This window comes from Pseudomonas sp. P105, from assembly GCF_032614175.1.
Classification (GTDB): domain Bacteria; phylum Pseudomonadota; class Gammaproteobacteria; order Pseudomonadales; family Pseudomonadaceae; genus Aquipseudomonas; species Aquipseudomonas rhizophila.
Window position 1 is genome coordinate 1,511,168 of record NZ_CP126693.1, and the last position, 25,310, is coordinate 1,536,477.

Annotated in this window: 23 protein-coding genes, 1 tRNA gene and 5 pseudogenes; 15 read left to right on the forward strand and 14 right to left on the reverse strand. The window is 55.3% G+C overall.

Translation table 11 applies throughout. From position 1 onward, the window contains the following. Window positions 1-169 precede the first annotated feature (169 nt). The 5 genes and pseudogenes from QOM08_RS06805 (at window position 170) to QOM08_RS06825 (ending at window position 3,932) form a co-directional block, all read left to right on the forward strand. The gene (locus QOM08_RS06805; protein WP_076385997.1) at window positions 170-586 is read left to right on the forward strand and encodes a VOC family protein; all 417 of its coding nucleotides are present in this window, start codon (window positions 170-172) and stop codon (window positions 584-586) included. Between the two features lie 13 nt (window positions 587-599). Then, window positions 600-719, forward strand: a pseudogene (locus QOM08_RS06810) (LysE family translocator); the annotation flags it as partial. A gap of 85 nt (window positions 720-804) precedes the next feature. After that, window positions 805-2,154, forward strand: a complete 1,350-nt coding sequence (locus QOM08_RS06815) for a diguanylate cyclase domain-containing protein (protein ID WP_047228038.1) — start codon at window positions 805-807, stop codon at window positions 2,152-2,154. A 289-nt stretch (window positions 2,155-2,443) separates the two neighbouring features. Further along, window positions 2,444-2,947, forward strand: coding sequence for a DUF4142 domain-containing protein (locus QOM08_RS06820; protein ID WP_288912355.1), 504 nt, complete (start codon window positions 2,444-2,446; stop codon window positions 2,945-2,947). Window positions 2,948-3,023: 76 nt separating this feature from the next. Beyond that, the gene (locus QOM08_RS06825; protein WP_173407280.1) at window positions 3,024-3,932 is read left to right on the forward strand and encodes an SDR family oxidoreductase; all 909 of its coding nucleotides are present in this window, start codon (window positions 3,024-3,026) and stop codon (window positions 3,930-3,932) included. 47 nt (window positions 3,933-3,979) lie between these two features. Here QOM08_RS06825 and QOM08_RS06830 read toward each other — a convergent pair whose 3' ends face one another. Then, the gene (locus tag QOM08_RS06830) at window positions 3,980-4,393 is read right to left on the reverse strand and encodes a low affinity iron permease family protein (RefSeq protein WP_047228003.1); all 414 of its coding nucleotides are present in this window, start codon (window positions 4,391-4,393) and stop codon (window positions 3,980-3,982) included. Window positions 4,394-4,559: 166 nt separating this feature from the next. Here QOM08_RS06830 and QOM08_RS06835 point away from each other — a divergent pair, with 166 nt between their 5' ends. Further along, entirely contained in the window at window positions 4,560-4,706 is a 147-nt protein-coding gene (locus tag QOM08_RS06835) for a hypothetical protein (RefSeq protein ID WP_316912732.1), read from the forward strand. 137 nt (window positions 4,707-4,843) lie between these two features. Here the strand turns inward: QOM08_RS06835 and QOM08_RS06840 are convergent, their stop codons facing one another. After that, window positions 4,844-5,254: a type II toxin-antitoxin system HicB family antitoxin gene (locus QOM08_RS06840; RefSeq protein WP_047228002.1), complete on the reverse strand. Its 411-nt coding sequence runs from the start codon at window positions 5,252-5,254 to the stop codon at window positions 4,844-4,846. A gap of 182 nt (window positions 5,255-5,436) precedes the next feature. After that, window positions 5,437-6,066: a LysE family translocator gene (locus QOM08_RS06845; RefSeq protein ID WP_316912733.1), complete on the reverse strand. Its 630-nt coding sequence runs from the start codon at window positions 6,064-6,066 to the stop codon at window positions 5,437-5,439. Window positions 6,067-6,211: 145 nt separating this feature from the next. On the opposite strand from QOM08_RS06845, the gene QOM08_RS06850 reads away from it, so the two are divergent. The 3 genes and pseudogenes from QOM08_RS06850 to QOM08_RS06860 all read left to right on the forward strand — a co-directional run bounded on the left by QOM08_RS06850 (window position 6,212) and on the right by QOM08_RS06860 (window position 8,807). Then, window positions 6,212-6,691 carry an Lrp/AsnC family transcriptional regulator gene (locus QOM08_RS06850; protein WP_047228001.1) on the forward strand — a complete coding sequence of 160 codons (480 nt, stop codon included), beginning with the start codon at window positions 6,212-6,214 and terminating at the stop codon, window positions 6,689-6,691. A gap of 6 nt (window positions 6,692-6,697) precedes the next feature. Next, window positions 6,698-6,919, forward strand: a pseudogene (locus QOM08_RS06855) (hypothetical protein); the annotation flags it as partial. Window positions 6,920-7,595: 676 nt separating this feature from the next. Then, entirely contained in the window at window positions 7,596-8,807 is a 1,212-nt protein-coding gene (locus tag QOM08_RS06860; protein WP_316912734.1) for a hypothetical protein, read from the forward strand. 112 nt (window positions 8,808-8,919) lie between these two features. Here QOM08_RS06860 and QOM08_RS06865 read toward each other — a convergent pair whose 3' ends face one another. Continuing rightward, the gene (locus tag QOM08_RS06865) at window positions 8,920-9,912 is read right to left on the reverse strand and encodes a TerC family protein (RefSeq protein ID WP_076385991.1); all 993 of its coding nucleotides are present in this window, start codon (window positions 9,910-9,912) and stop codon (window positions 8,920-8,922) included. A 179-nt stretch (window positions 9,913-10,091) separates the two neighbouring features. Here QOM08_RS06865 and QOM08_RS06870 point away from each other — a divergent pair, with 179 nt between their 5' ends. Then, window positions 10,092-10,514, forward strand: a complete 423-nt coding sequence (locus tag QOM08_RS06870; protein WP_316912735.1) for a hypothetical protein — start codon at window positions 10,092-10,094, stop codon at window positions 10,512-10,514. Between the two features lie 113 nt (window positions 10,515-10,627). On the opposite strand, the pseudogene QOM08_RS06875 reads toward QOM08_RS06870, so the two are convergent. Beyond that, window positions 10,628-11,056 (reverse strand): annotated as a pseudogene (locus QOM08_RS06875) (GNAT family N-acetyltransferase); the annotation flags it as partial. A 214-nt stretch (window positions 11,057-11,270) separates the two neighbouring features. Between QOM08_RS06875 and QOM08_RS06880 the strand changes: the two are divergent. Together QOM08_RS06880 and QOM08_RS06885 are read left to right on the forward strand one after the other, a co-directional pair. Next, entirely contained in the window at window positions 11,271-11,684 is a 414-nt protein-coding gene (locus QOM08_RS06880; RefSeq protein WP_160891802.1) for a hypothetical protein, read from the forward strand. Between the two features lie 503 nt (window positions 11,685-12,187). Beyond that, window positions 12,188-12,634 (forward strand): NUDIX hydrolase, encoded by a 447-nt coding sequence (locus tag QOM08_RS06885; RefSeq protein ID WP_160891804.1) that lies wholly within the window; start codon window positions 12,188-12,190, stop codon window positions 12,632-12,634. Between the two features lie 45 nt (window positions 12,635-12,679). Here QOM08_RS06885 and QOM08_RS06890 read toward each other — a convergent pair whose 3' ends face one another. Further along, window positions 12,680-13,042, reverse strand: coding sequence for a DUF6124 family protein (locus QOM08_RS06890; RefSeq protein WP_173407270.1), 363 nt, complete (start codon window positions 13,040-13,042; stop codon window positions 12,680-12,682). 753 nt (window positions 13,043-13,795) lie between these two features. On the opposite strand from QOM08_RS06890, the pseudogene QOM08_RS06895 reads away from it, so the two are divergent. After that, window positions 13,796-14,011: pseudogene (locus QOM08_RS06895) on the forward strand (IS3 family transposase); the annotation flags it as partial. Window positions 14,012-14,072: 61 nt separating this feature from the next. On the opposite strand, the gene QOM08_RS06900 reads toward QOM08_RS06895, so the two are convergent. Beyond that, entirely contained in the window at window positions 14,073-15,944 is a 1,872-nt protein-coding gene (locus QOM08_RS06900) for a UvrD-helicase domain-containing protein (RefSeq protein WP_160891808.1), read from the reverse strand. After that, window positions 15,941-18,238 (reverse strand): AAA family ATPase, encoded by a 2,298-nt coding sequence (locus QOM08_RS06905; protein WP_160891810.1) that lies wholly within the window; start codon window positions 18,236-18,238, stop codon window positions 15,941-15,943. Before QOM08_RS06905 ends, QOM08_RS06900 begins: the two co-directional genes overlap by 4 nt. 145 nt (window positions 18,239-18,383) lie before the next feature. Here QOM08_RS06905 and QOM08_RS06910 point away from each other — a divergent pair, with 145 nt between their 5' ends. After that, window positions 18,384-19,418, forward strand: a complete 1,035-nt coding sequence (locus tag QOM08_RS06910) for a DUF6685 family protein (RefSeq protein WP_256676720.1) — start codon at window positions 18,384-18,386, stop codon at window positions 19,416-19,418. A 112-nt stretch (window positions 19,419-19,530) separates the two neighbouring features. Beyond that, on the forward strand, window positions 19,531-20,028 hold the full coding sequence (locus QOM08_RS06915) for a hypothetical protein (RefSeq protein WP_160891812.1): 498 nt from the start codon (window positions 19,531-19,533) through the stop codon (window positions 20,026-20,028). 35 nt (window positions 20,029-20,063) lie between these two features. On the opposite strand, the gene QOM08_RS06920 is transcribed toward QOM08_RS06915, so the two are convergent. From QOM08_RS06920 to QOM08_RS06945, 6 genes and pseudogenes are all read right to left on the reverse strand, one after another. Next, window positions 20,064-21,554 (reverse strand): Shedu immune nuclease family protein, encoded by a 1,491-nt coding sequence (locus QOM08_RS06920; protein ID WP_160891814.1) that lies wholly within the window; start codon window positions 21,552-21,554, stop codon window positions 20,064-20,066. A gap of 442 nt (window positions 21,555-21,996) precedes the next feature. Further along, window positions 21,997-22,070: transfer RNA gene (locus tag QOM08_RS06925), tRNA-Gly, on the reverse strand. A 258-nt stretch (window positions 22,071-22,328) separates the two neighbouring features. Further along, complete coding sequence (locus QOM08_RS06930; protein WP_281459465.1) at window positions 22,329-23,213, reverse strand: alpha/beta fold hydrolase; 885 nt, start codon at window positions 23,211-23,213, stop codon at window positions 22,329-22,331. Between the two features lie 309 nt (window positions 23,214-23,522). Continuing rightward, window positions 23,523-24,215 carry a pseudouridine synthase gene (locus QOM08_RS06935; RefSeq protein WP_316912736.1) on the reverse strand — a complete coding sequence of 231 codons (693 nt, stop codon included), beginning with the start codon at window positions 24,213-24,215 and terminating at the stop codon, window positions 23,523-23,525. Between the two features lie 36 nt (window positions 24,216-24,251). Then, window positions 24,252-24,470 (reverse strand): cysteine-rich CWC family protein, encoded by a 219-nt coding sequence (locus tag QOM08_RS06940; RefSeq protein WP_316912737.1) that lies wholly within the window; start codon window positions 24,468-24,470, stop codon window positions 24,252-24,254. Continuing rightward, window positions 24,463-25,074, reverse strand: a pseudogene (locus QOM08_RS06945) (GGDEF domain-containing protein); the annotation flags it as partial. The pseudogene QOM08_RS06945 and the gene QOM08_RS06940, both read right to left, overlap by 8 nt. Between the last annotated feature and the right edge of the window lie 236 nt (window positions 25,075-25,310).

Here is a 25,310-nt window from a genome sequence, read left to right on the forward strand (position 1 = left end):
CGGCCGTTTCCGGCGTGTTTGAGTGTTACCGGAGACTTCTGTGTAGGATCTTGCCTAAGGGGCTGGGCGGGGAATCCATTTGCGCTGTCGGAGCTGGGCAAAGCGATGCTTTCACCCTTGAGCCTGCTGCACTTGACCCATCCGTTTCTTTTCCAAAGGTTGCTTGTCGATGCTCTCAGGCTTCAATCATCTGACACTTGCCGTCACCGAGCTGGACCCCAGTGTGGTTTTTTATAGCGAGCTATTGCAGCTTCGTCTTGAGGCCAGGTGGGACAAAGGGGCCTATTTGTCGCTGCCCGGACTATGGCTGTGCCTGTCTGTTGACCCGTTGCGCAAAAAGGGGGCTGCGGCGGACTACACCCATTACGCATTCAGTATCCGTGCCGAGGACTTCCCGGTGCTGGTGGCGCGGCTCAATGCGGCCCAGGTGGTGACGTGGCGCGACAACCGCAGCGAAGGGGACTCGTTTTACTTTCTCGACCCGGACGGGCACAAACTCGAAATCCATGTGGGAGATCTGACGTCCCGCCTGCAGGCCTGTCGACAGGCGCCTTACGCCGCCATGGAGTTTTTTACGGCTCCCTGATTCTTCGCCTCGCCTGTGCAGCCGTGCCGAGCTGCTGCATGGGTCGATATTGCCATTGCTGATAACAATCAGTTTTTTGGGCGGCCCGTTGGCCTACGCTATCCTCATGGGTATTGTTGGCGCGAATCGGTTGTTGGCCAGCAAGGCGCAGGGCTGACGTGCCGGCTGCGCAGGCAAGGCTTTTTTCAACGATGCATTATCGGAAGACCACCAGCCCCATGGACACTCGCAATCGTGCGCCGCTGGCCAGTTACATGGATCTTTTGCTGGACGCCGTGTGTGCCGTCGACGGCCAGGGGCGTTTCGTGTTTGTCAGCGCCGCTTGTGAACGCATTTTCGGTTACACCCCGCAGGAGCTGATCGGCCAGCCGATGATCGACCTGGTGCATCCTGCCGACCGCCAGCGGACTCTTGATGCGGCGCGGGAGATCATGGACGGCGAACCCAAGCTCAATTTCGAGAACCGCTACCTGCACAAGGACGGTCGGGTGGTGCATATCTTGTGGTCGGCGCGCTGGTCGCCGGCGGACCAGTTGCGGATCGCCGTGGCCCGGGATATCACCGAACGCAAGCAGGCCGAGTCCCGGCAGGCGGCGTTGTATGCGATTTCCGAGGCCGCCCATGCGGCTGCGGACCTGCTGGCGTTGTTCAAGCGCATCCACCTGATCATTGGCGAGTGGCTGCCGGCGCTGAATTTTTCGGTGGCGCTGTATGACGAGCAGTGCGAGCAGTTGAACTTTGCCTATCACGTCGATGACCTGGAACGACAGCCCGATGGGCCGGGCTCGGTCACCAAGCGCCTGTGCGCCGAAGTGATTCGCAGCGGCCAACCAATCCTGCTGACCCCCGGTTGCAGTCAGTTGCCATCGGGGTTTTGCGACCTTGTGGCGCAACCGAACGCTCCCTGCTGGCTGGGTGTACCGCTGATCTCGCAAAACGGCACGATCGGTGCGTTGATCGTCAAGAGCACGCAAGACAACCAGCGCTACACCGAGCAAGACAAGGAGTTGCTGCAATACGTCTGTGCGCAGCTCACCATCGCCATCGAGCGCCAGCAATTGCACGCCCGGTTGCAGCGCATGGCTCAGTACGATCAGTTGACCCAGGTGCCGAACCGCGAATTGCTGCGCGAACGCTTCAAGGCCGCACTGGCCACCGCCCGGACGGCATCTGGGCGCATGGCGCTGCTGTATATCGACCTGGATCGCTTCAAGCAGATCAACGATACCTACGGCCACGCGGTGGGCGACATGTTGTTGCAGGCGGTGGCCAGCCGGCTCCAGGGTTGTGTGCGCGACACCGATACCGTGGCGCGCATTGGCGGCGATGAGTTCGTTGTGCTGCTCCATAGTGTCCAGGCCTTGGAAGATGCCCACCATGTGCAGGAAAAGATCCGTCATGCACTGACCCAGCCGCTGCGCCTGGACGGGCATTGCCTGAGTATCGAGCCGAGCATCGGGGTGGCTTGTTTCCCCGAGCATGGCCTGGAAGATGTCGCACTGTTCCGCCACGCCGATGAGGCGATGTACGCCGCTAAACGCCAGAATCACAAGGCGTTCGATATTTGACCACGGGCCACCGTTCGTCGTGGCACGCAACGAATTTTCAAACCTTTCAGTTCGCGACCCTTTCGAATATCAGGTGGGGCCCGCTCGCCGGAAACATTGCCCTGGATCGAACGAAGGCGTCTGGATCGGGTCGCACATGTGGGAGAACCACCCACTTCATCGTCGTCGAGAGTTACCCGTTGAAGCCGGTATCGGCCGTATTCGGGACAGACGTTTGTCCACATCGTTACAGGTGGTTCTGATTCAGCGGCGAGAAATCTGCCGCAACTTTTTAGAGGAGGGCGTGACCATGAGCCGGATGGCCACCTTTTTACGCAGCACCAGTCTCGTCGTGCTGATGGGCCTGGGGATTAACAGTGCCTGGGCACAATCGCCTGCCGAGTTTATCAATGATGCTTCGGCCAAAGGCATGGCCGACATCGAGGCCAGCCGCATGGCCCACGGCAAGGCCGAGTCCAGGGAAGTCAAGGATTACACCATCATGGTGATCAACGACCGCACCACCGCCAACCAGCATCTGGCCAAGATTGCGAAGAAACTCGACCTGCCTGTCGCGCCACGGGAAGAAGTGGCAGACAAGGCCAAGACGCTGATGCCGCAAGTGCCGGAAGGCGAGTCGTTCGAGGCTGCCTATGCCGCCAGCCAGGTCAAGGCTACCGAGGAAGCCATTGCGCAGATCCAGGAACAGGCCAAGACCACCGAAGTGCCGGAAATCAAGGCGTTCGCCGACGAAACCCTGCCTAAGTTGCAGACCCACCTCGAAATGGCCCGGGCGCTCCAGGCCAGTCGCTGATTCGCCGCACGTTTAACATTCAGGGCCAGGGCGCTTGCGTCCCGGCTCACCTTGCCCGCCGAAAAGGAGAAGCTCGATGTCCACACGCCGAGAACCCAACCAATACGCGATGCAGAACCCGTTGACCCAATATCCCCGTCCCCCTTTCCCCGACCAGCCGCAGTCGCCACCGGGTATCGATCAGGACATGGTGCCCAAGCCCGATCACGGTGAAAAAAGTTACCAGGGTTTCGGGCGCCTGGAAGGGCGCAAGGCTTTGGTGACCGGTGGCGACTCGGGCATCGGTCGCGCCGCCGCCATTGCCTACGCTCGGGAAGGCGCTGATGTTGCGATCAACTATCTGCCAAGCGAAGAGCGTGACGCGCGGCAAGTCATCGAGCTGATCGAGGCCGAGGGTCGCAAGGCGATTGCAATCCCGGGCGATCTGAAGGATGAGCAATTTTGCGTCCAACTGGTGAAAAGCGCCCATGAGCAACTGGGTGGCCTGGATATCCTGGTGAATGTCGCGGGTAAACAGGAAGCACAGAAAGACATTGCCGATATCACCACCGCGCAATTCGATGACACCATGAAAACCAACATCTATGCGATGTTCTGGATCTGCAAGGCCGCAGTACCGCTGATGCCGGCGGGGGCGACGGTTATCAACACCGCGTCGATCCAATCCTACGATCCGTCCGCCACCCTGTTGGACTACGCCACCACCAAAGCGGCCATCGTCGCATTCACCAAGGCGCTGGCGGGGCAGGTGATCAGCAAGGGGATACGGGTCAACGCCGTGGCGCCGGGGCCGATCTGGACCGTGCTGCAACCCAGCGGTGGACAACCCCAGGAGAAAATCCCCACCTTTGGTTCTCAAGTTCCGATGAAGCGCCCAGGCCAACCGGCCGAGTGTGCACCGCTCTATGTGCTGCTGGCGTCACAGGAGTCGAGCTACATCACCGGGGAAGTGTTTGGCGTGACGGGCGGTAATCCGCTGCCCTGACTTCACGCTTGGCCGCGCGAGTGGCGAAGGCTGCTCGCGCGCCAGTCTCAGCACTGATTCAGATCGATCTTGTTTTTTGGCTCCAGGCCTTGCTCGGCACCGAGGTTCTTGGCCTCCTTCTCACCCATGGCCTGGTAGTGCCTTCTCATCGCCTCCAACTGCTTGAGGTCCAACGACTCCAGCCCGAGCATTGCATCGTGCGCATTTTTGTTCGCCCTGATCAATTCGTCGACCTTCAGATGCAAGATGTCGGTATCGCGGTTCTGTGTGTTCTGAATCAGGAACACCATCAGGAATGTGATGATCGTGGTCGAGGTGTTGATGATCAGTTGCCAGGTATCGTTGAACTGGAAAAACGGCCCGCTGACTGCCCAGAGCACCAACAACACCAGCGCCCCCAAAAACGTCTTGGGACTGCCTGCCCACAGGGCCAGTTTTTGTGCGATTTTTGCGAAGTTCATTGCTGCGTTTCCTTCTGGGACTTACCTGTCTGGTGTGACAGCAATGAAGCGATGAAAATTCTACTTACATTTGCCGCGCAGCCTTAAGTTCATTGAGCTGCAAGGTCATCGCAACCATTCACCGTATTCAGAGGTCACTGCTTAAAGCCCTCAATCGGAGTACACCATGAATCTCACGCGCACCTTTTTCCTCACCTGTTGCCTGTTCGCCCTGCAGGGCTGCTTCGACAACTCGGACAACGAGACCAAGGACAACACCGATGGCACCAAGTCGTCGGTGCAGATGCAGGAGTCCGGTTCGGAGGAAAAATAACCGGCTTATTGCAAAAAAACTGTGGGAGCGAGCCTGCTCGCGATGGGCAGATCAGTAGGGTTTGACTGATAGGGCGCCATCGCGAGCAGGCTCGCTCCCACAAGGGTTAGGGCAGGGGATTTAGGGCAGGTTTGTTTTCAACGTCCTTGCTGCAACACCTTCAGCGCCGCCGAGGCCAGAAACCCGGAACGGCTTTTTTCTTCAGGATGGTGCAGCACGTATTCGTCAATACGGTTCAGCAGATAGCCAGGCAAGGTGATGTTGAGCTTCTGCGCCTTGCCCAGATATTTGGTCACATCAATATCCACCAGCGCCCAGGTGCAACCTGCGTATTTCGCATTGGCCGCATGCAAGGTGACTGTATTGGCCGATGGAATCGGCGAGCCGTCCTCAGCCAGAATCTCGAAGTGCCCTTCAATCGCCTCGCGGGCCATCGCCATGGCATCGTCCAGGTCATCGCCAGCAGAAAAACAACCCGGAATATCCGGTACTTCAACACCCCAGGCGTGCTTCTCATCGCCCATGGAAATTGCAATCGGGTAAAGCATGTCAATCGTTCTCCGGGAGGGCAGGGCAACTGGCAAATCGGCTATTCACATCACCTCTGTGTGGTGTGCTTGGTGGTTACTATACCTACTTGATTTTGATGATCAACACTATAACCACCAAAAGTCGGTCGGATTTTCGACTCCGATTGCTGCGCTCTTCTCCAATCAGCCTGTCCAAAGCACTACGACTGCTGCACAAAGCTCAGTCGCACCGCAAACCCAATCAAAAGACTCCCAAATAGCCACTGCTGCAGGCGCTGGGCCGAAGGAGAACGCTGGAGCCAGCGACCGAGCGCCACGCCCACCAGCGCATAGGCGCTATCAAACAATAAGCCGACGCTGACCAACACCACGCCGAGGGTTGCAAATTGCCCAAGCACTGGCCCGCCCTGTGGGTCGATGAACTGTGGCAAAAGCACCGAGCAAAACAGCAGCGCCTTGGGATTGAGCAGGTTGGTCAACAACCCGCGCCGTATCGCCTGGCGCCAATGCCGCTTTCCAGCCTTAACGCCGGCACTTTCAAAACTCGGCAACAACGAAGTCCGCAGGCATTGAAAACCAATCCATAACAAATAAGCGGCACCGGCCAGGCGCACCACGTCAAAGGTCCAGGGCGCGGTCTTGAACAACGCCGAAAGCCCCAACGCTGCCAGCGCGACATGAGACCCCCGAGCGATCCCCAGGCCTACCGCAGTCGCCAGCGCCGCGCCCTTACCCTGACGAGCGCCGGTTTGCAGAAGCAGGATCATGTCCGGCCCAGGCAACAGATACACCACCACTAACGCCATCAAAAACAACCAGAGCTCTGCCACACCACACCCCCTGCATCGACGATTTCGGTAATGCCAGTCTATGGCTGAGGGGCAGGGCAGGTGGTTGCGAAGTCAGCTTCTAAAGCTTATGAAATTGGCATAACCTGCCAAGTAATCGTGAAGTTCAATCGGAAACTACCAATCCATGAAACTGGACGCCTTCGATCGCAAAATCCTCGCCGCGCTGCAACGCGACGGCCGCTTGAGCAACGTGCAACTGGCGGAGGAAATCGGCCTGTCCGCGTCGCCATGCCTGCGCCGCGTGCGGATGCTGGAAGAAGCCGGCGTCATTCGCGGTTATCAAGCCATTCTCGATCGTGATGAAGTGGGGCTCGGGTTGACGATCTTTGTCGGCGTCAAGGTTGAACGGCACAACGACGAACAGGCCGAAGCGTTTCGCCAAGCGGTCACGGCGTTGCCGGAGGTGATTTCAGCGTTTCTGGTCTCAGGCGAATCGGACTTTCTGTTGCAAGTGGTGGTGCCGGACTTGCGGGCCTACGACCGTTTTCTCACTGGCCGGCTGCTGAAGTTGCCGGGGGTGAGTGACATCCGGAGTAATTTTGCAATTCATACGGTGAAGACTCCCGGGGCCCTGCCGTTGGGGCATTTGCCGGGGGGCGGTTGATATTTTCGCAATTGGGCGTACTCAATGACGATCGTAGACCCGAACGGACCTTATCACGTGTTTTTTGAGATACGTCGGGCTGCCAAGGATAAGCCTCAGGACCTGAACCTTGTCGTTGAAAGCGCTTATCATCAAACCGACAAACCGCCTCGATTACTGGGCAGGATGGGCTTTATATTGCTGTGCGGTAAGATCCACATGCGGCAGCCGACATCGACCAAGCGTTAGAGACAGAAACGAAAAAAGACGCCGCAGGCGTCTTTTTATTGTATTCGGTAAAGCAGATCCAGACACCACTTACGAACCGCCTTGCGCGGTTACGACTTTCGTCGCTGGGAAGCGCTCAATCTCATCTGGTCAGTCGCTTCGATGGGGATGAATCTAGAGAGAATTGCCACGTGCGTCAACCCATTTTCTGCTTGTTAGCGGAGGGCTGACGCGAGTGGGGCATTGCATCTCACTTGACCATCTGGACTGGTGAGCCTTGACTCTGATTATCATCCATCACTGTACCTTTTGGCGTAGTGACTCACGGCCTTTAAGGGCCGAGCGGATAGCCTTCAGTCTGGCGCTACGGTACTGAAGGTTCTGATTGAGCACGGTGATGGTTTTTCGACTGACCGGAACCGTGTAAACAATAGGATCCAGCACCCTGCGCATGTTGGCGATGTGTGGCCGGCCCATTTCGCGTCATGCCGCTTGCGCAGGCGGCTTCTTGCAGGCATCCGCGTATTCCCGCTGAATGCCCCTGAGCGCCCGTTACACCGGTTTTGAATTCAGACCCACACTCCAGACACAGTGTTCTATGCTGCTATCAAGCCCCGCGTAGTGATAGTGACCGTAAACGACCGTTCACTGCGGCTCTGTATCCGGCCTTTACCCTTGCCAACGGACGGCGCCTGATATGAACCAGCTGACAAGTTATACCGACACCAACGACCAGCTGAATCAACGCATCTTGAACAACCTGGAAGCGGGGCGGCCTGGCGGTCTGAAAGTAGATCTTTATCTGGGCGACCAACCTACGCTGGATCTGACCACGAATAACCTGACGCTTTTATCGAGCCAGCAATACCCTTACACAGCCCTCGGAACGATAGGCATACGAAAGTTGCTGGATCCGCCCGAGAGTAGCCTGGTCAGCCAGATCGTGAACCGTCACGCCGTCCTTCCGAGCAATTCCAGCGCCGACCAACTCGTTCTACTCGACATGCAGGGCCAACTTGAAATCTCACAGGCACTGAGGCGGGATGCGCGTCATACCCAAGGTAGCGCCCATAGTCATCCGCTGTTCGACTCAACTAATCAGCATGTGCAGTGGATTCGGACGCATCGTGCGCAGATGTTGCTGGCATTCGAGGATATACGGCAGCAAGGGATCGTGCGTCGGCAGGCAAAAGAAGCGTGGGATCACTACGACGCCGTTTCCAGGCTCGACGCCACGACCAGGGAAGCGGTGAACACCTGGCTTCGGGGGGAGGATCACAGCCTCGGCTGGGACCGGTTCAAAAGAAACGATGTCAAATCTGGAAATCGCTTGAGCACCCACTACACGAACCTTCGTGGAGATCTGAAGACCCCGCAGTCTATAACGTCGGCCCGCGGGGAATATGCAGCAAGCAAACTCCTGATCACCGCGTATGGCACGGACTACCAGATGAAAATGGGGAAGTCCGCAAACGGGATGCGCCCCAATGGAATAGACCAGATTTGGGTCAAACGCGACATGCGCACAGGCAACGTAATTGAGTACCTGATTGTTGAAGCGAAAGGAAGCGTCAACGCGACACTGGGTCATCCCAGCACCGGCCAGCAAATGTCACCCAAATGGTTGTTCTGGTGCCTTATCAATATGGCAAGCAAAAACGCATCGTACATAGGGCCTGAAACGAAGACGGATTTACCTGTAAAAATCCTCAACGCATTAATCAACCCAGGGGGGATTCCCGTTCGAGGCATTGTCTTTCACTCGCTCCACGGATCGGCGAATGAAAGCAAGGTCGTGCAGATGAACGATATCGGACTCTACCAATTCGCGTCTGCATTCGAGAACGCATCGAAGGGGGGCGGACTATTCACCAACGCGCCTACACAACAGTACATCGCGTTTAAGTGATGAGGGGCGGCTCACTTTCGGCTGCCCCTCACCCATTCAACGACATCGGCCTATGGCCCCCGATGGCAGTTGCAAATATTGTTTTCGTGTAGCGGCCGCCGCCTGTTTGGATCTAAACCTGCGAGCGAGCAGAGGCCTGGTCGCGGGTTTTCCAAAGCGATAGCAGCACACCGCCCAGCAGCAAAGCCAGGGTCACGCTCAGGGAAATCACCGGCGCAATCTTGCCGATGATGCCGACCAGGAAGATCTTGCCGCCGATAAACACCAGCACAAGCGCCAGGGCGTACTTGAGATAGGCGAAGCGGTGAATCATCGCCGCCAGAGCGAAATACAACGCACGCAGGCCAAGGATGGCGAAGATGTTAGAGGTGTAGACGATGAAGGGATCCTGGGTGATGGCAAAGATCGCCGGCACGCTGTCCACAGCGAACACCAAGTCGGCACATTCAATCAGCACCAGGGCCAGGAACAACGGCGTCACCCAGAGCACGGACTTCCCACTGGCATCCGCCTGGCGGACGAAGAAGCGCCCTTCATGCAAGCGATCGGTCACCCGCATGTGCTTGCGCAGGAACTTCACCAGCAGGTTTTCACTAAGGTCCGGGTGGTCATCGATCTTGCTGAACAGCATCTTGGCCCCGGTCAACAGCAGGAAGATGCCGAACACATAGAGAATCCAGCTGAACTCGGCGATCAGCGCCGCACCTAGGCCAATCATGATCGCGCGCAGCACTATCACACCGAGAATGCCCCAGAACAGCACCTCGTGCTGATACTTACGCGGGATTGAGAGAAAGCTGAAGATCATCGCCATAAGAAATACGTTGTCCATCGACAACGATTTCTCGATCAGAAAGCCTGTGTAGAAATCCATCCCGGCATCACCGCCCTTGACCTGCCAGACCCAGAGCCCAAACAGCAAGCTGGCCGTGATATAGCCAGCAGACAGCAGCAGGCTTTCACGAACGCCGATTTCTCGATGCTCGCGGTGTAGCACCCCGAGGTCGAAGACCAACAGGCTGATAACGATGCTGATAAAAACGAGCCACAACCAAGTGGCGGTGCCGAGAAACTCGGCAAAAAAGAACGGTTCCAGGGCAGTCATAAGCCCCTCCTCTCAGTGTCGAAGTTGTACAAACTGCAACTCCGACATGGCAGCGATTCGCTGTCAGAGGGGCCCGGCGTTGTGGGAAAAAATTTAGAAAAGCGCGTGGGATTTCTCAATCAGGCAAGGGTTGCAAGGTATTTCAGTGTGGGAGGGCGTTGCTGAAGTCGGAATGTCGATTGACGGAAATTGAAGAAACCCTGCGTCCGGTTGCTGGCCTAGCGTGGATATCTTTGCCAGCCTATTGTGCGCACCATGTACCCACAAAAAAATGGAGCCCAATGATGGGGGCAGAACGCTATCGTGTTCGCTTAATGTTCGAATGGGGCGGCGGTTGCCTTTGGTGTGGAAACAATATTGCCCGGGATAAATTTTCTGTAGGGCCTATTGAAGAGAGGCTACCACTCAGTAACCAAGTCCAGGCAATGCTTAACGAGCTTTCACAGTGGCATGACACCTCGCTGAACTGGGATTACCCACCAGATCCCGGCCCTTGGAGTGCAGACGATTACGCAAGATTTGACGAGGCCGCCGCTAAATTACTGAAATCCATCCAACAGGAATTGGGTGAAGAATTCGAGGTGATGTACGAAAAACTTTAGCTTGTCGGTGTGAGCCTTCGACCTGATTCTGATAACGAAAGGATGCAGCTATAGATCGGTAGCCCACCTTTGCAACAGGCCGCAAATGGCCGATAGCTGCCAGAGTCAGAGCTTCTTAGCTGCACGATGTGAGTCGCATGAGCGTCTTGAGTTCGTGTGAAGCCGCAGCGCAGGTAAAAAGTGCTTCCCTCAGAAGTGTCGGTGTAAAGACGCACACTTTCAAAGTGCAAAGCGGCGTGGGCAAGCAAGGCGCTAACCAGTCGCCTGCCAATCTGTTGCCCCCGTGACGCAGGAGTCACATAAACACGCCGCAGCCTTCCTGTGCGGGTATGCGTGAACGGATCAACAGACAGACCTCCAACGCCCACCAGTTGTCGGTCTAGATACGCTGCCATTAGGCATTCGCCTGGCGCATCGAAGCAATTGGTGCCTGAATGCCATTCCGAAGTCAGCCGGGTGATAAACCTGAAACCTTCTGCCACAGCCTCTTTCTCAAGGGCAGAAATTTGTGACGGCATGTGCGTAACTCGTTGAATCTCCATTGCGGTCAGTCCTCCCTGATTGGGTACGAAGCTTCTGAGTTGCTAGGGATCTTGATGTGCGGACTGTGCGCACGCAAGCGGCAGATATCGACCCATTGCTGCCGGTGGCGAAAGGCGGAAAACGGCCAAAAGCGGCCATTTACGCGGAAAAGCAAATCTCCCTTTGATGTGCCGATGATGTTAAAAAAGACAGTTTTTCGGGGAGGGCCAGATTATGGTGGGCGAGGTAGGGTTTTGTGATTGGCGTCCTTGGTCTGAGCGGACAGAACTCGAAGGAAAGAATCTGCCGGGTGTGTACTTCATCGCCCGCAGTAAAAAGAAACCTGACAACTACCGGGTAAACAACGATTTCATCATCTACATTGGCGAGACGACAGGCCAGACACTGGCTGACAGGTTGCGTCAATTCAACACGTCAGCGTTCAGCGAACGTCCCGGACATTCTGGAGGCAATACTTTTAGGTTGACACTTCTCGAAACCACGCCACTTGAGCACCTTTGGGTTTCGGCCTGTCCTGTCGACATGGGCCAACCTTACACCACCGCCTACATCAAGCACTTAGAGCGAAAGCTGCTCTGGGAGTATGTGTGCACGTGGGGAAGATATCCAGATTGCAATCGGTCCTGACTAACGAGCTGGCTGTCCACATGCTGGCAGCACTCGTAGAAGTCGGGAACTGATCACACTGATGTTGCTGACTGTCCGCTATGGCCGATTACGGCCTTTCGCGCCGGACAGCCATCGTCGGACAAACTATATAGCAGAGGGAAATCGGCAAACCGTCCGCCCGTCATACTACCGCTCACCAGCCTATCGACGCTTTGAGGTGCCTGCTGCGCGCAACCTGCGGCGGGTGGCGCGTTGCTGGCGGGGCTGGTGGTGGGTGTTGTGACGCTGATCAGCCACTGGCTTTGTCGGCCAGTTCGAGCCAGCGATTGATTTCGCGCTCACACACGGGGACAAGTGAAATGGGCGAGCTGCTTCCTCATAATTGGCAGCCAGGCTCCGCTTAGAATGTCTGTTCGCACATTGAGTATTGTGGGTCGCGATCTCACTGCTACTGGATTTCATGCGTCATGTTGGGGGAATCCAGTGCCGTCAGCTCATCAAGTCAAAAGGGAATTTTACTCATGTCAGAACCACGCATTCGTGCCCTCGCGCTCTGTATCTTTCATCATCACGGAAAAATACTGGTTAACCAATTCTATGACTCCGTTGAACAGCGAACCCTTTTTCGCCCTATTGGCGGCGGCATTGAGTTCGGCGAACGAGGTATCGATGCCATCGTCCGTGAAGTGCAAGAAGAACTGGCTCTTTCGATCAGTGATGTTCGATTGATTGGCACTTTGGAAAGCATTTTCACCTACGCAGGCAAGCCAGGACACGAAATAGTCCAGGTCTACGATGCAAGGTTTGATGATGTAGACGTCTATGAGCGATCTTGGTTAGACGGTCATGAAACCAATGGTGATTCGTTCAAAGCCACGTGGTGCCTGGGTTCCAGCTTCACCGCTACGTCTGCGCTAGTTCCTGAAGGGCTTTTCGAATTGCTCAAACAGGCTTCGTTGTTGGACTGAATGACTGTTGGGGGGCGCAAGTGCCCCCACAACAATCCCTGGCGATTAGCCAGGCTTGTGGTTATCCAGTACTCGATTGACCGCTAACTCACCCAACATGATGACCCGTTGCAACACCAGCATCGTTTGGCGTCGTGGGCCGTCCGTCAAGTCGGTGAGGTCGCTGACCATCACGCTGGCGGATGCCAAGGATTCGCACGCCTCAACGAGCAACGTTTCGTCATCCACCGCTGCGTCGATGGTGAAGATCGTACTGGGCTTGCGGGGCCGTATCTGCGTTTTCGGCGCCCCCGGGTTCAGGTAGTGCTTGAGTGCGCGGTCTGCCGCCTCTTTCAACTTTTCAGGGTCGAGAGAGTCGCCGTAGAGTACCGAATCGATATCCGGGGGGTTGGGGGTAACCTTGAACATATGTCTAATTCCAGAGTTGGGGCCGCAACCGTTCTCTACTAAAAGAAGGGTGGCGGCTGTGCGCAGGTTAGTAGACCGGTGGAATTAGCAATGCCGGCGCGCCCAGGGGCGCCCTGCGCACAACCACCATCAAGTGCAGGAATAGAAATACCTGACTGAATGGTGCTCATGCACCTTACTAACACCATCCGGGCTACTAAACCCGACCACTGATGGGCAGTGGCAGGTAAACGATAGAGGCCGGGGGTAAAGCGCACAAGCCGGCGGATTCTGACGCACGCGTAAGTAAGGACGCAAGGTCTCGTAGCCTCTAGGGCGTAACGTGGAATGTATTTAAACGTGTCTTCGCCGGATGTGTTTACGAAAATTAAACAGGTCGAGTTTTCTTCGCTCATCCTGGGTCGGTATTACTGCAAGCACTGTGCTTTAAGGGCGGAGCCCAACAAACTGCGGACGAAAAAAAACCGGCCACCAAGAGCCGGTTTTTTAATATCCCCCGCCAAAACCACGCGACGTGAGACCAGAATTCGATTGGAGCGGGTGAAGGGAATCGAACTCTTATAGGACAGATCCGACACCAATCTGTGTAGGTGTGTAGGTGTGTAGGTGTGTAGGTGTGTAGGTGTGTAGGTGGCTTATGCAGGCAAGCCATTGATTTACGTGCCTTGCAGGTCTCGCCTATACGAAATTCTCTATGTTCACAGGTGAGCAATATGTGCATCGTCCGTAGGATTCATGTGAGTGATCCATTGCAACTGTCATGACAACGCCGTGGCCGAGAGCTTTTTCCAGCTTCTAAAGCGGGAACGGATCAAGCGGAAAATCTACACCACGCGGGAAGATGCTCGCAGTGATGTGTTTGATTACATCGAGATGTTCTACAACGCAAAACGCCGGCATGGTTTCAACAATCAACTGTCACCGGTAGAGTTTGAAAAGCGTTACGCAATGAGCTTGCAAGGTGTCTAGAGAATCCGGGGCGCACCTGGCTCTTTAACAATCTGCCTCGAGAAGTCACTACTATGGCAGCTCACAGAAGATCGATCTCTTCAGGCTTGAGCCAACCAGCCTCGGTCACTCGTTGTTTAGCTATCTCAGGTTGAGCGGTGTAAACCACAATTGCGAGACTTTCTTCGGCCCGACTGCAAGTGACATACAGCAGGCGACGAGTGCGAGCCAAGGAATCATCTTTGCCCTCACGTTGATTTTTTATGTCGCTGTCAGAAGCTGGCTTGATGCCCAAGAGCTTGTCGTAACTGAAAAGGAAGCCACCTGCTTCTTCGTCATTGAGGATGACCATGACTCTGGGGAACTCCAGCCCCTTCACACCTTGGTGCGTGTCGAAGGGAGATAGCCCCTCGGTATAGCCAGCGAACGCAGCCATTTCCGAGAAGGGACGCCCAAGTAGAACCTGGTACGCATGGGTTTCTAATGCATCACGATCCGATGTCTCGGGAGGGTCATCAGTCGTAGCGCCCAGCCGTAGAGCGGCTACAAGTCGGTCAGGGAGATCTAGAAGGCCTGTTTGATGCAGCACGTGAGCGACGTCTCCTATCAGGGGATCGTTGTCATTGAACAGCTCACAAAGCGATTCACTAGCGTCTCCCGCTTTCTTAAGCAAGGCTAACTGGTCAGGTGCCTCCTTCATGGATTTAGGGTCGAGAAGTGGAGACTGTAGCCGCACAGCTTCCATAAGACTGAAGTCGTTCGTCTTGGCAGCTTGAAGAATTGGGGCCAGTCTTTCGAAAAACAGTTTCAAGATCGGCAGTGTTCCGTCCAGTAGCCCCGTTCGTAGGTGCTCCACCCTAGACAGCGGTGTAAACACACCCTCGAACCCCATTCGACGTCCAGCCATCTTGTGTTCAAGGATGAGGGTCTTCCTTCCATCCTTACCAGCTGCCCACTGAGCATCGCCGGTGATGGCTGCCATGCGCTGGGCTATGTCTTCCTCTAATTCGAAACCTTGACCTGGTGCCTGCTGGGTGCAAAACATTCGAACCGTGCCCTCTATAGCGCCCGGCTTTGGCGTTTGCTGGTGTCTGTCTCCGCCCGCACGTATTACGTTGATAAGATCAACGACTCGTGTGGGGCAGCGACGGTTCACACGTTTTTCGGGCACGGCCCAGTCTCGAGGGATCGCGTCTTCCAAGCGCACCTTCCCATCGGTGTAGATGCGCTGCATGGTATCGCCGAGAAGCCCGAGACAGAACCGGTCAGGGATGAGGGATTGTGCTCGCAGAAAAGCGTCCATGAGTGGCCCGTAGGTATCTTGGCTCTCATCGATCAAAAGTACCGGGTGCAGATCTGCCATAACGTTCAGCAGTGGCGTCTGTTGAATAAACTCAGCCGCCATTTGGATGACTTCACTGTGATTCAGAGCCTGCCTACCTCGGTTTTCACCAGTAGGGCTGTAAGTGAATGTCGTTATCTCACCCAGCGAATCGAGCCGTCGAGCTTTGCTATCTCTCGAGGCTTGGTTTGCTAGAAATGTCTTGTTCTGCCGTTGGGCCTTCCCAAGCCGTTCATCCAGTTCTCCAATGTCTTTGGTCAGCTTTACTCGAAGCCACTCGCGAATGTCGTCATTGAAGCCCTGAATCATCCTCCAAGAGAAAGCGTGGATGGTTGACACAATCACTAGAGGATCGTGTTCAAGACGGCGGGAAATTTCTTCGGACGCCGCATTGGTATAGGTGATGATCGCGATTTGACGTCCTTCAAATGTCAGTCGTTGCCGCTCCCTGTTCTTTAGATTTTTCACGGCCTCGACTAACGAATGGGTTTTTCCAGAGCCAGCACCGGCGTATAGGAAAAAACTCTTCGGATGGTCGAGATTCAGACAGTCCTGAATAACCTGGTCGGCATCAGGAACATCATCCATCGAAACTTCTGGCTGGGTGCTCATGGCGTCACCTCGACAATCGCTGATGGAATGACCAAGAGCTCTTTGCTTTTTCTTTCGAGCTTGGACTGCAGCCACGTCAGGCCTTCATGGATATAGGTCGGGACGGTCAGTTGGGTAAAATTTGAGTCGCCGAGAACGTGCAGGGCAAACTCAGCCTTATCACCATCCTTAAGTTTGGTGAACAGCCCTGTGCCAAGGTCGAGGGATGTCTCGGCTTCGCGTAGCGCCTTCGCAAAGGATCGCGTCAGCCCGCGTCCCGCCTTGCCTGCAAAATGCTCGGTGTTGCTCAGCACGAGGCTATCTTCAAACGTGTTTGGTAATGCTTCGACGTCCATCCCGGTTTTGGGTAGGCGGATGGTAATGGGCGTTTGATAAGCGATCCTGATCGAAAACAGATCGTCAATTTGTTGAGCTTTACTGTCGAAGGGCAGATCCAGTAGTGAATCCACATCATGACCAAGGCCTGCTGCTCGCATCCAATGACGCACTGTTGGGTTGTTAGTGGATTGGCCTTTTTTCCGCTCGACAGGTTTGCCTACCTGAAGGATTCCTGCGTCCAAGTCGGTTATCACCAGAGTGACAATGCCTAATGCATCAATCAGTGGCCGGAGACGATGCGCGTGGCTTCCCCCGATGTCCAGGATGGTGATGTAGCACTGGTCAAGAAAGCGGAAGTGCTGCCTCAAAAAATGAGGAAGCATCATGCGTTCAGCAGCTCCCTCGACCAGAATCACCGCATCCGCAAAAAATAGGTCGGCATGTTGGGCGCGAAGGTAACGGGTAACAAATTCCTTTGTTTGATTTGGCTTGCCGAAGACGGTACTAAGGTTCGACACAGTAGAGACCGGAATTGGTACCCCGGCCATGCCAGAGGGGAGTCTGCGGAAGTACCTTAGGTTTTCGTAGTCAATCTCATGAGCCACATGGCTGGAGTGTGAACTGACTACTAGCTGTGTTCTGAGATTTGAGTACTTTTCTAACAGTGGGTCGCTGCACAGTACATGGTAGGCGTGTTTTATGAATGCTTGCTGAACCTGGACGTGCAGGTGAGCCTCCGGTTCCTCGATGAGAACTAAGTGGATAGGCTCAACACCTGTTGCGCTTTGCTCTTCAGGACTCCTGTACTTCTTCAGCCATTCATCTCGAAACGCCATCAATCGGAATATCATCGAGATGAGATTTTGATATCCCAGTCCGTTGGACGTCTCGGGAAGCCTGAGAGGCGGCGCTCCAGGAGCTCCTCCGACGGAGTCCAGTTCAAACAGCACAGCGGCTTCATGGTTCATCCCGTCCGTAGGGGCGAGGCGAGTGGCTACTCGGATGGACGGATCGGAGTTATTCGGATATCCCAAGCCAGCCACTTCCTGTAGCGCTGGCGCGAAGCTCGTGCTCAAGCGTGTGTCAAAGGCAGTTTGAGCGGCCTCGATTGCTCTGAGTGCCTCCAAATCTGAAACATCTGGGCTATCACCTGGATCAAGGTGTCTGCTGTAGTACGCTCGTAGTTGCTCCGAGAGTTTCCTGCCCGAGCCATGTCCTCCTTCCAAGACGCCCTCGTCAGCGCTATCACCGAAGCCGCGTTGAGCATTGATCTCATGGATTCGAATCAGGTCAGTAAGGGGGTTGCGCTCAAGTGGCGTTGCAGTGGCCGCGAGCGCTTGCTGGTTCGCTTTACGAGTTACCGGATCGGGGGCTTGGAGCTGGCCTGGATCAAGGCGGTACCATCGAATCTTGAAAGTTCTACCAATTCGTCGATTCAGGTAGTCATGCAAGCTCTGCGGCCAGAGCGGAAGCGACGGTGGTTCCGTACCTTGAGCGGCCTGTTTCTGAATTTCTTGCTGAAGCAGCTTCACACGCTCCCGCTCTTTGCGGTAATCAACAAACAGCGTTGTCATTTCATCCGGTTCCAAGCGGAACCGCATGCCTACATGGCCGCCTTTCCACGTGAAGTTAGGAATGAGGTCGCGGATGTGGTGAAGCTCACCCTGAGATGCTTCGAGCCATACATCCAGCGTTGGCAACCAGTCAGCCCAGTCGTTTGCCACGGGGATTGGAAAGCTACTATCTGCACCCTCCCAAGCTTCTCCAATCGAATCGATTGTGGCGAGATGGCTCAGAGTCAGATCCTGCAGTCTGAAAACCGATGCTTTCGACAATAGGAACTTGCGTAAGGCCAACATGGCAGAGGATTTGCCACTGTTGTTGGCTCCAACGAGGAGGGTAGTCTCAGACGCGAGGTCGATTCGTACAGACAGGAGCTTGCGGAAGTTCGCGATTTCCAGATGCTGAATTTGCATGGTCTCTTCCCTGATGACTGCTCAGCGACTACGCGCCAGGCTGATAGATGACGGAACTCTAGCTGAGCCATCTCAGTGCTCCAACCACTATGATGGAGTTTAGCCATCATTGGCGTATTTTTTGATTTGTAAAGCTCGTAGGGTGATGGGAACGCTGATTGTTATCCGCTGGTTTTGTGATGCCTTTTTCTGCACTCTTGACTCCATCGCCGCTTCACTCGCAACGACACAGGAGCTTGTAATGCTAAGGAAGGCTGTAAAATTTCTTCGAAATTCTCTGCTTGAGGACTTAGGTTATCCGGCCTCACTGATCAACCTCGTGCGCGAAGACAGCGGGTTGAACAGACACCTCGTTGAGCATGAAAAGGGTATCGGTGCATTCGAGATCGTTCGTTGGAATGATTTTGGAAACCTACTGAGTGAAGATCATTTTCACCGTCGGCGTCTCAGTGGCTGGACGCGTTGCCCAGGCGCGTATCACAACTATGGCAGCATAAGCATCGTGCGCGAGGATCTGCTGAATCTCGGCACTGTCATTGAGCAGGAGCAATTGAGATGCGAGATCCAGGAGATTGATGGTTTCTCGGGGTCGAAGTCCGAATTGCACAAGTTCAAGAGTACGGACGCCATGGTTGAGCGAAATTCTCAGGAAATGATCAACCCTGTCACGAAGGAGAAGCTCGAAGAAAACCTCCGCTGGGATGAGATCCGCATCATTTCTCGAGAGAAGACCACTGACCATTTCGCTACGTGGGAATGGGATGGGAGGGTTTTCCTCATCAACAGTGGTGGCTCTCATCACTTCGCAGCAGCCAAGTACATAGCGAAGAGCCTTGAGATCAAAGTGCCTTTGTCCGGCAGATACGTAACGTACGGTATCAACCAAGTAGCCGTGGCAAGCCTTCGCCGCGACTTCGAGATTTTTGTGATGTCCTGGAAAACCGACCACCAATTAGGTTTCCACAAGGCCATGCAAAACTTTGAGGCCACCTACTATTGGAAAGCTCTACCACGCCCTTACACCGAGCAATGTGCGATCTTCTTGCCTAAATCTGAGAAGCGCTCGGCGAAGGTCGCTCGAGTATTGCACGAGGCGGGCTTCCAGGATTTGGGCAAGTACCTAAAAGCGCTTGGTAGCCCGCTGGCGGGGAGAGCTTCCTCTAGGCTAGGAGCGTGCTGAGTCTGAATTTGCAGGTATTACACATCACGTTTTCCTACCTGCGGCCAATGTGGGTGCAGATTGATGCAACACTCGATGCCTGCGCAGGATTAACGGATTTTCTGGAGTAAATATGGACTTGGTTGAAGAGGCTCTCAGGGCAGAGCTGCCGAAGCTGGCAGTAGACTTTTTCGTCGTTTTCTCAAGATTCGAATGCGCACTTAAGCGATCTGGTACCTATGCAATTGGCGACGATAATGGAGTGAGCCCTGATTGGGATAAATTTGCCCGAGATCTTGGCCAGGGATTTCTGGTTGATGTCATCGCCCTAGAAATTGCTCCTGTCCTAGTTGCCAATCCTCCCAAAAAACAAGTGAAGCTCGATGATGGGATGCTTGGGTGGAAAGATACAAATGCTGTGGAACGCACGTTGGATTTATTTCTCGCTATCCGCCGAGTGAGGAACAATCTCGTTCATGGCGCTAAGTATCAAGATGGCGGTGCCGGCCATGCCAATTTCGTCGAAGGCTCTGAAAGGGACGATGCACTTCTTAGTCAATCAATGGCTGTGATGACCTTGGCTCTGAAGGTTCGTCCAGATATTCACGATCATTTTCGGCGTTACGGATGATAGGCGATTCGATGTAAGGCCAATATCGAGCAAATTCAGAAGGGTAAGTCTTCGTCCTCAGTTGGCTCAGGGGCATCTTGGGGTTTCGGCATCAGGGCTTGATGAATGCTTTCGAGTCGAACCTGCAGTTCATCGAACGTCACCACCAAAACGTCCTTCAGACCGTTCCGATATTGCTCAAAGGCGCGCTGTTTATTTTCTTCGTTTGGGGTGCGCCCAATAATCACGATGGCTGCAACCGCATGGGCGTGAACGCGCTCTTCGAGGTCATACGCCAAGCCGTAAATCTCTCGCTGCACATGGCTGCGCTGGCTGATGATCTGGGCGACTGAACCGCTAAGCTCGTAGGACGGGGGAAAGGTCTTTCGGTAGGGTTTTCCGAGCAGGTCATGCTGGGGATGCTTGATTTCTATCAGGGCGAGATTCCCAGTGGCCTTCGCTGCCATGAGGAAGTCAGAATATTGGCCGCCTTGACCATGGAAGCTCTTTCCACCTACATAGGGCTGATCTGCGATTTTCTTTACGGGATACCCAAACGCCATGTCTAGCACAAATGGATTTTCGCTGAGGAAGGTCTGCCATTTGGATTCACTGGCATTGTTATCCATCATCTTCCGATAAACCTCGATGAGCTCGCCAAGTGTGACGAGCTCGATTTCTGCCTTGAGGCTGTACAGGGTGCGAGGCTCGGATTTCGCCAAAGATGGGACACTCTGTTGCGCAAGCTTTGTTATTTGTTGCTGATCTTTCGGAGAAAGCTTAGGGGACGCCGAACCAAGTGAAACGAGGTCGGCCAGCATATCCGGCGCTAATTTCCGGGCGCGGGGTGGGTACAACTCTGGTGCCGATTGGTGAAGCAAGCTTGTGTAGCAAACGAGCTTTTTGTCTGCTGCAGTCTCCCGTTGGTGACGTTGGGTCAGACGATCCAAGCTTTTCTTCAACTGCTCAAGCCGATTAATTCCCAGGTAAAACTCGTTGCCTTTGATCTTTGCGTCGTTGTGACCACTTCCGCCGTGAAGGATAAGGGTGTCTACACCTTCCAATCCGCCCAGTGCTTGAAGTATGTACCGGTATTCGTAGTGAAACCCGAGACCGTAGCGCCAATCCTTCGACAGGCCAGCAGGCAGGCCGTTAAGTAGTTCGTCGACAGCGTATTGGTCGGACGGATGAACATAAGGCTGGTAAACGGGCCTAGTGATTATGATTGACGTGATGGTGTCGTATTTGGGCTGAGCGTACTCAGGATGTCCCGACCGAGTGATGATGGGATAAAGAGTTAGGTAATCTGCAGCGATCTTTAGGATTAGGTGCCATCCAGGCGCATCGTCAGGTAAGGCTACGTCGCTGTAATAGACCCGAGAGATCCCATAGACCTCTTCACTTATCGATTCATACTCGCTGTCTGATTCAATGGCCTCAAGCTCCTCCTCGGTCAGAATCATGGCGTCTTCTAAGTCGAAACGAAGAAATGGGCCACCGTCGGTGCGCTGTTGCATGGCGTATTGTGAGGGGCGCAAAGAAGGCATCTGCTGTCATCCGTGATCATCTTTAAGAGGCCTGGGCGAACCAGGTTTGTACGATGCATCACGCCAGTTTATCGATCTGCGTGGGCTGCGGAAAGCGGCGCAGGATTCCTGAGACGATCCATTAGCTGCTGCAATCTCACGATTGAGCCCAAGAAGCTCGAAAGCAACTCATAGTCTTGAGCTATGCACTGAATGAGGCGTCGGAGCACGGGAGGCGCAAGTGTAGTGGCATCCCTTAGGAGGGGCTGATTGAGGGATTGGTGAGCGGAAATGAGTTGTGGCTATGGATTTACGGGGGGGCACTCTTAATCACAAACCTGCGTGGTTTTACGGCTAGGAAAGAGGAAAAAGGGCTTCTTGTTCACAAGTCGGGATCGGTTGTGACTGGGGGCAAATTTGGTGGTGGGGGAATGCTGGAGCCCGCGAGATACGGGGCTTGGAGTGGAGCGGGTAGAGGGAATCGAACCCTCAACTAAAGCTTGGGAAGCTTTCGTTTTGCCACTAAACTATACCCGCTTTAAGCGTGTTTCTTTGTTCACAAAACGGGTAATCCTATAAGAACCCTCGTTATCAGCTTGGGAAGCTGGAGTAATGCCATTATACGACACCCGCTCAGAGCGGCTGACTTTGTACCAGATGTGGGCGCGGATTTGAAGTTTTTCTTTACGGGCGCAGCGGTGATGCGTCTACGCAAACCTCAAACCAGAGCGGTCGTTCGCGGGCAAGCCCCGTGTCTGTTGGGGCAGAGCGGGGCTTGCTCGCGAGGACTCGGTTTCACATAGCCAGGGCATGGTAGTCCTGCACGTAGTTGTAGCGCGGCCGGCTTTCTTGATGGGGCTGCTTGAGGAAACCCAGCAGGGCATCACGGCTGTCGCGGCAGGCGGCTTTGTGTTCCATGTCCAGGAAATGCCCCGTGGCTTGCAGCGTGCTGAAGGTGCTGTGTTGCACGTGGTCGGCGAAGACCTTGGCATCGCTGGCTGAGGTGTATTCGTCCCATTCGCCGTTCAGGAACAGCACCGGCACGTTGATTTTTTTCGCCGCGTTGACGTAGCACAACCGGTCGCTGTGGAGCACGTCGTTGATGTGGAAATGCATCTGCCCATATTCGTGCTCGGCCAGGCTGCTGACGTGGCGATAGTTGAAGCGCTTGAACAGCGGCGGCAAGTGTTTGCCGATGGTGCTGTTGACCAGGTGTCCCACGCGGTCGCCGTCCAGGCTGCCCAGGTAATCCACGCCGCGTTCCAGGTAGTCGCGCATCGGTGCATTGAGCACTGGGGAGAACGAGCTGATCACCGCTTTTTCGATGCGCCGTGGACGCTGGGCCAAGGCGGTGAGGGTGGCGGCGCCGCCCCAGGAAAAAGACAGCACATGCTCTGCGGCAAAGTGATCGATCAACTCCAGGAGGATCTGGCCTTCGATCTCTTTGGTCAGCATTTTTTCATGGCGGTTGTGGGGCTTGGACTTGCCCGCATAGGGTTGGTCGTACAGCACGACGTTGAATTGCGGGTAGAGGTTTTTGGCGGTCTGTGCAAACGACGCGGTGGTGGCCATCGAGCCGTTGACCAGGATGATGGTCTTTTGCGCGGCGTCTGCGCGATAGAACTCCGTGTAAACCCGATACTGACCCTGTATATCCAGCACAGCGATTTCTGGCCTCATGTCATAAGACTCCTGGCAAGCGGGTATGCGCGCAATGAGATTGCACGAGCAATGTGACAGGTAGGCATACGCCTGAAAGATAAGGCCCATGTCGATCCACGAAAGCCGGTCGACGGGTATTGTTATGGCGGGCAGTTTGCCGGAGTTAAGAAGGAACCCGAGGAGGCTCCGGCCGGCAAAAAGTTTCTTGGAAGTATGTGGTGACTCATCGGTCACATTTCGGCCGACGGTTTGATTCAAGCAGTGGACCGGCCGTCGCGCAAGTGTTGTTTGAAAATTGCCCGACACTTCTGCCGAGCGGTCATACGATCAGATCAGCTGGATCTCTTCAGGGCTCAGGGCACGGTATTGGCCTGGCTCAAGCTCGGCGTCCAGCAGCAGCGGTCCCATGCGTTCACGGTGCAGGCGCAACACCTTGTTGTCGAAGTGGCCGAACATGCGTTTGACCTGGTGATAGCGGCCTTCAACGATGCTCAGTCGCGCCGATCTTGGCCCCAGCAGTAGCAGTTCCGCAGGCTGGGTGGTGAGGTTTTCGAAAGCGAAGTACAGCCCGCGTGCGAAGGTGACGGCGTATTCGGCGGTGATGAGTTGCTCGGTCTCGACGTAATAGACCTTGGGCAGTTTGGTCTGCGGTTGGGTCAGGCGCCGTGACCAACTGCCGTCATTGGTGATCAGCATCAGCCCTGTGGTGTTGAAGTCCAGCCGCCCGGCGATGTGCAGGTCGTCCTTGTCTGGCTCGTCCAGCAGGTCCAGCACGGTGGGGTGCTGCGGGTCGCGGGTGGCGCTGACGCAACCGGGCGGTTTGTGCAGCATGAAATACCGGGGTGGGCGACCGGCTTGCAGCACCTGTTCATCGACTTCGACCCGGCTGAATTCGCGCACCTGCGCATGAGGGTCGCTGATGATCTGCCCGTCGATCCGCACCCGGCGTGCCACCAACAACAACCGGACTTGTTGGCGATTGAAACGCGGCAGATTACTGAGGAAGCGGTCAAGGCGCATGGGGCAGGTCAGGCAAGAGAGCGAAGGGCGGGCATCTTACGCGATCGGCTGCGGCTTGGCCCGCAACTGGGCTTCGACCTGGGCGCAACGTGGGCACAGGCAGGACCGGTCTCGCAGCTCGGCCGGCAATGCTTCAAGCACGGCCGGGTCGATGCTCACGCCGTAACACCAGCAGGCGCGGTCGGCGGTTCGCGGGTCGGCCAGGGTGCAGTCATTGCTGGCGCCACAGGCCGGGCACAGGTCAGGTTTATTCATAGCTGGAGTGAGGCATCTGTACACAGGTTCGGTTGTTCCCGGTTTGCCGGGCGCGTTGCAGCGCATGATCGGTCCGCGACAGCAAGCTGTGCAAGGTATCTTCGTCCTGCAAGGTGGTGAGGCCGATGCTGACGGTGACCCGCAGCTCTTTGCCACTGCAGAAATAACGTTGTTGTTCGATCCGTTGACGAATTTTCTCGGCGATCTTCAGACCGTTCTGCCCGTCGGTGTCCTTGAGCAGCACGATAAACGTCTCGCCACTCCAGCGGCACACGATGTCCGAATGCCGCAGGCTGTCGGTCAAGTCGCGAGCGAACCCGGTCAACAACTGGTCGCTGGCGATGTGACCATGGGTGGAGTCCAGTCGCTTGAACTCGTCCAGTTCCAGCAGCAGCGCCGCCAGGGGTTGGGGTTCACGTTGGGCTTCGTGCAGGGCTTGTGCCGCCAACAGGTCGAAGCCACGGCGGTTGGGAAGTTCCGTCAGGCTGTCGAGGGTCGCCTGGGCGTCGATGCGGCGTTGGTAGCTGCTGATCAATTGATAGAGGATTGCCAACACCGCCAGCGTCACGATCAGGCCGATCAGCAGGTTCAGGTACAGCGTCCTGAGCGTGTGGTCCCGTACCGAAGTGTTGGCAGCGTGGTAGCCCAACAATGAAATGATCAGAAAGCCTGCACCTAGCAGCCCCGCCACGAGCAGGAGCGGCTTGCGCTGGGAATACAACGGCGAACGGAGCGACATGGCGATTTCCTTGGCGCAGACCCAATGAAATCAGTTTAGTGGCCTTGTAGGAAAAGGTGCTCGGATTTGCAGGTTTGTAAAGGGTGGCGAGGGATTTACCG

Coding starts and splice junctions, on each gene's coding strand:
- QOM08_RS06885 (WP_160891804.1), top strand. CDS start 12,188: ATGTCAGAACCACGCATTCGTGCCCTCGCGCTCTGTATCTTTCATCAT.
- QOM08_RS06880 (WP_160891802.1), top strand. CDS start 11,271: ATGGTGGGCGAGGTAGGGTTTTGTGATTGGCGTCCTTGGTCTGAGCGG.
- QOM08_RS06825 (WP_173407280.1), top strand. CDS start 3,024: ATGTCCACACGCCGAGAACCCAACCAATACGCGATGCAGAACCCGTTG.
- QOM08_RS06905 (WP_160891810.1), bottom strand. CDS start 18,238: ATGCAAATTCAGCATCTGGAAATCGCGAACTTCCGCAAGCTCCTGTCT.
- QOM08_RS06805 (WP_076385997.1), top strand. CDS start 170: ATGCTCTCAGGCTTCAATCATCTGACACTTGCCGTCACCGAGCTGGAC.
- QOM08_RS06930 (WP_281459465.1), bottom strand. CDS start 23,213: ATGAGGCCAGAAATCGCTGTGCTGGATATACAGGGTCAGTATCGGGTT.
- QOM08_RS06920 (WP_160891814.1), bottom strand. CDS start 21,554: ATGCCTTCTTTGCGCCCCTCACAATACGCCATGCAACAGCGCACCGAC.
- QOM08_RS06860 (WP_316912734.1), top strand. CDS start 7,596: ATGAACCAGCTGACAAGTTATACCGACACCAACGACCAGCTGAATCAA.
- QOM08_RS06820 (WP_288912355.1), top strand. CDS start 2,444: ATGAGCCGGATGGCCACCTTTTTACGCAGCACCAGTCTCGTCGTGCTG.
- QOM08_RS06915 (WP_160891812.1), top strand. CDS start 19,531: ATGGACTTGGTTGAAGAGGCTCTCAGGGCAGAGCTGCCGAAGCTGGCA.
- QOM08_RS06910 (WP_256676720.1), top strand. CDS start 18,384: ATGGGAACGCTGATTGTTATCCGCTGGTTTTGTGATGCCTTTTTCTGC.
- QOM08_RS06830 (WP_047228003.1), bottom strand. CDS start 4,393: ATGAACTTCGCAAAAATCGCACAAAAACTGGCCCTGTGGGCAGGCAGT.
- QOM08_RS06900 (WP_160891808.1), bottom strand. CDS start 15,944: ATGAGCACCCAGCCAGAAGTTTCGATGGATGATGTTCCTGATGCCGAC.
- QOM08_RS06890 (WP_173407270.1), bottom strand. CDS start 13,042: ATGTTCAAGGTTACCCCCAACCCCCCGGATATCGATTCGGTACTCTAC.
- QOM08_RS06940 (WP_316912737.1), bottom strand. CDS start 24,470: ATGAATAAACCTGACCTGTGCCCGGCCTGTGGCGCCAGCAATGACTGC.
- QOM08_RS06835 (WP_316912732.1), top strand. CDS start 4,560: ATGAATCTCACGCGCACCTTTTTCCTCACCTGTTGCCTGTTCGCCCTG.
- QOM08_RS06865 (WP_076385991.1), bottom strand. CDS start 9,912: ATGACTGCCCTGGAACCGTTCTTTTTTGCCGAGTTTCTCGGCACCGCC.
- QOM08_RS06840 (WP_047228002.1), bottom strand. CDS start 5,254: ATGCTTTACCCGATTGCAATTTCCATGGGCGATGAGAAGCACGCCTGG.
- QOM08_RS06815 (WP_047228038.1), top strand. CDS start 805: ATGGACACTCGCAATCGTGCGCCGCTGGCCAGTTACATGGATCTTTTG.
- QOM08_RS06850 (WP_047228001.1), top strand. CDS start 6,212: ATGAAACTGGACGCCTTCGATCGCAAAATCCTCGCCGCGCTGCAACGC.
- QOM08_RS06935 (WP_316912736.1), bottom strand. CDS start 24,215: ATGCGCCTTGACCGCTTCCTCAGTAATCTGCCGCGTTTCAATCGCCAA.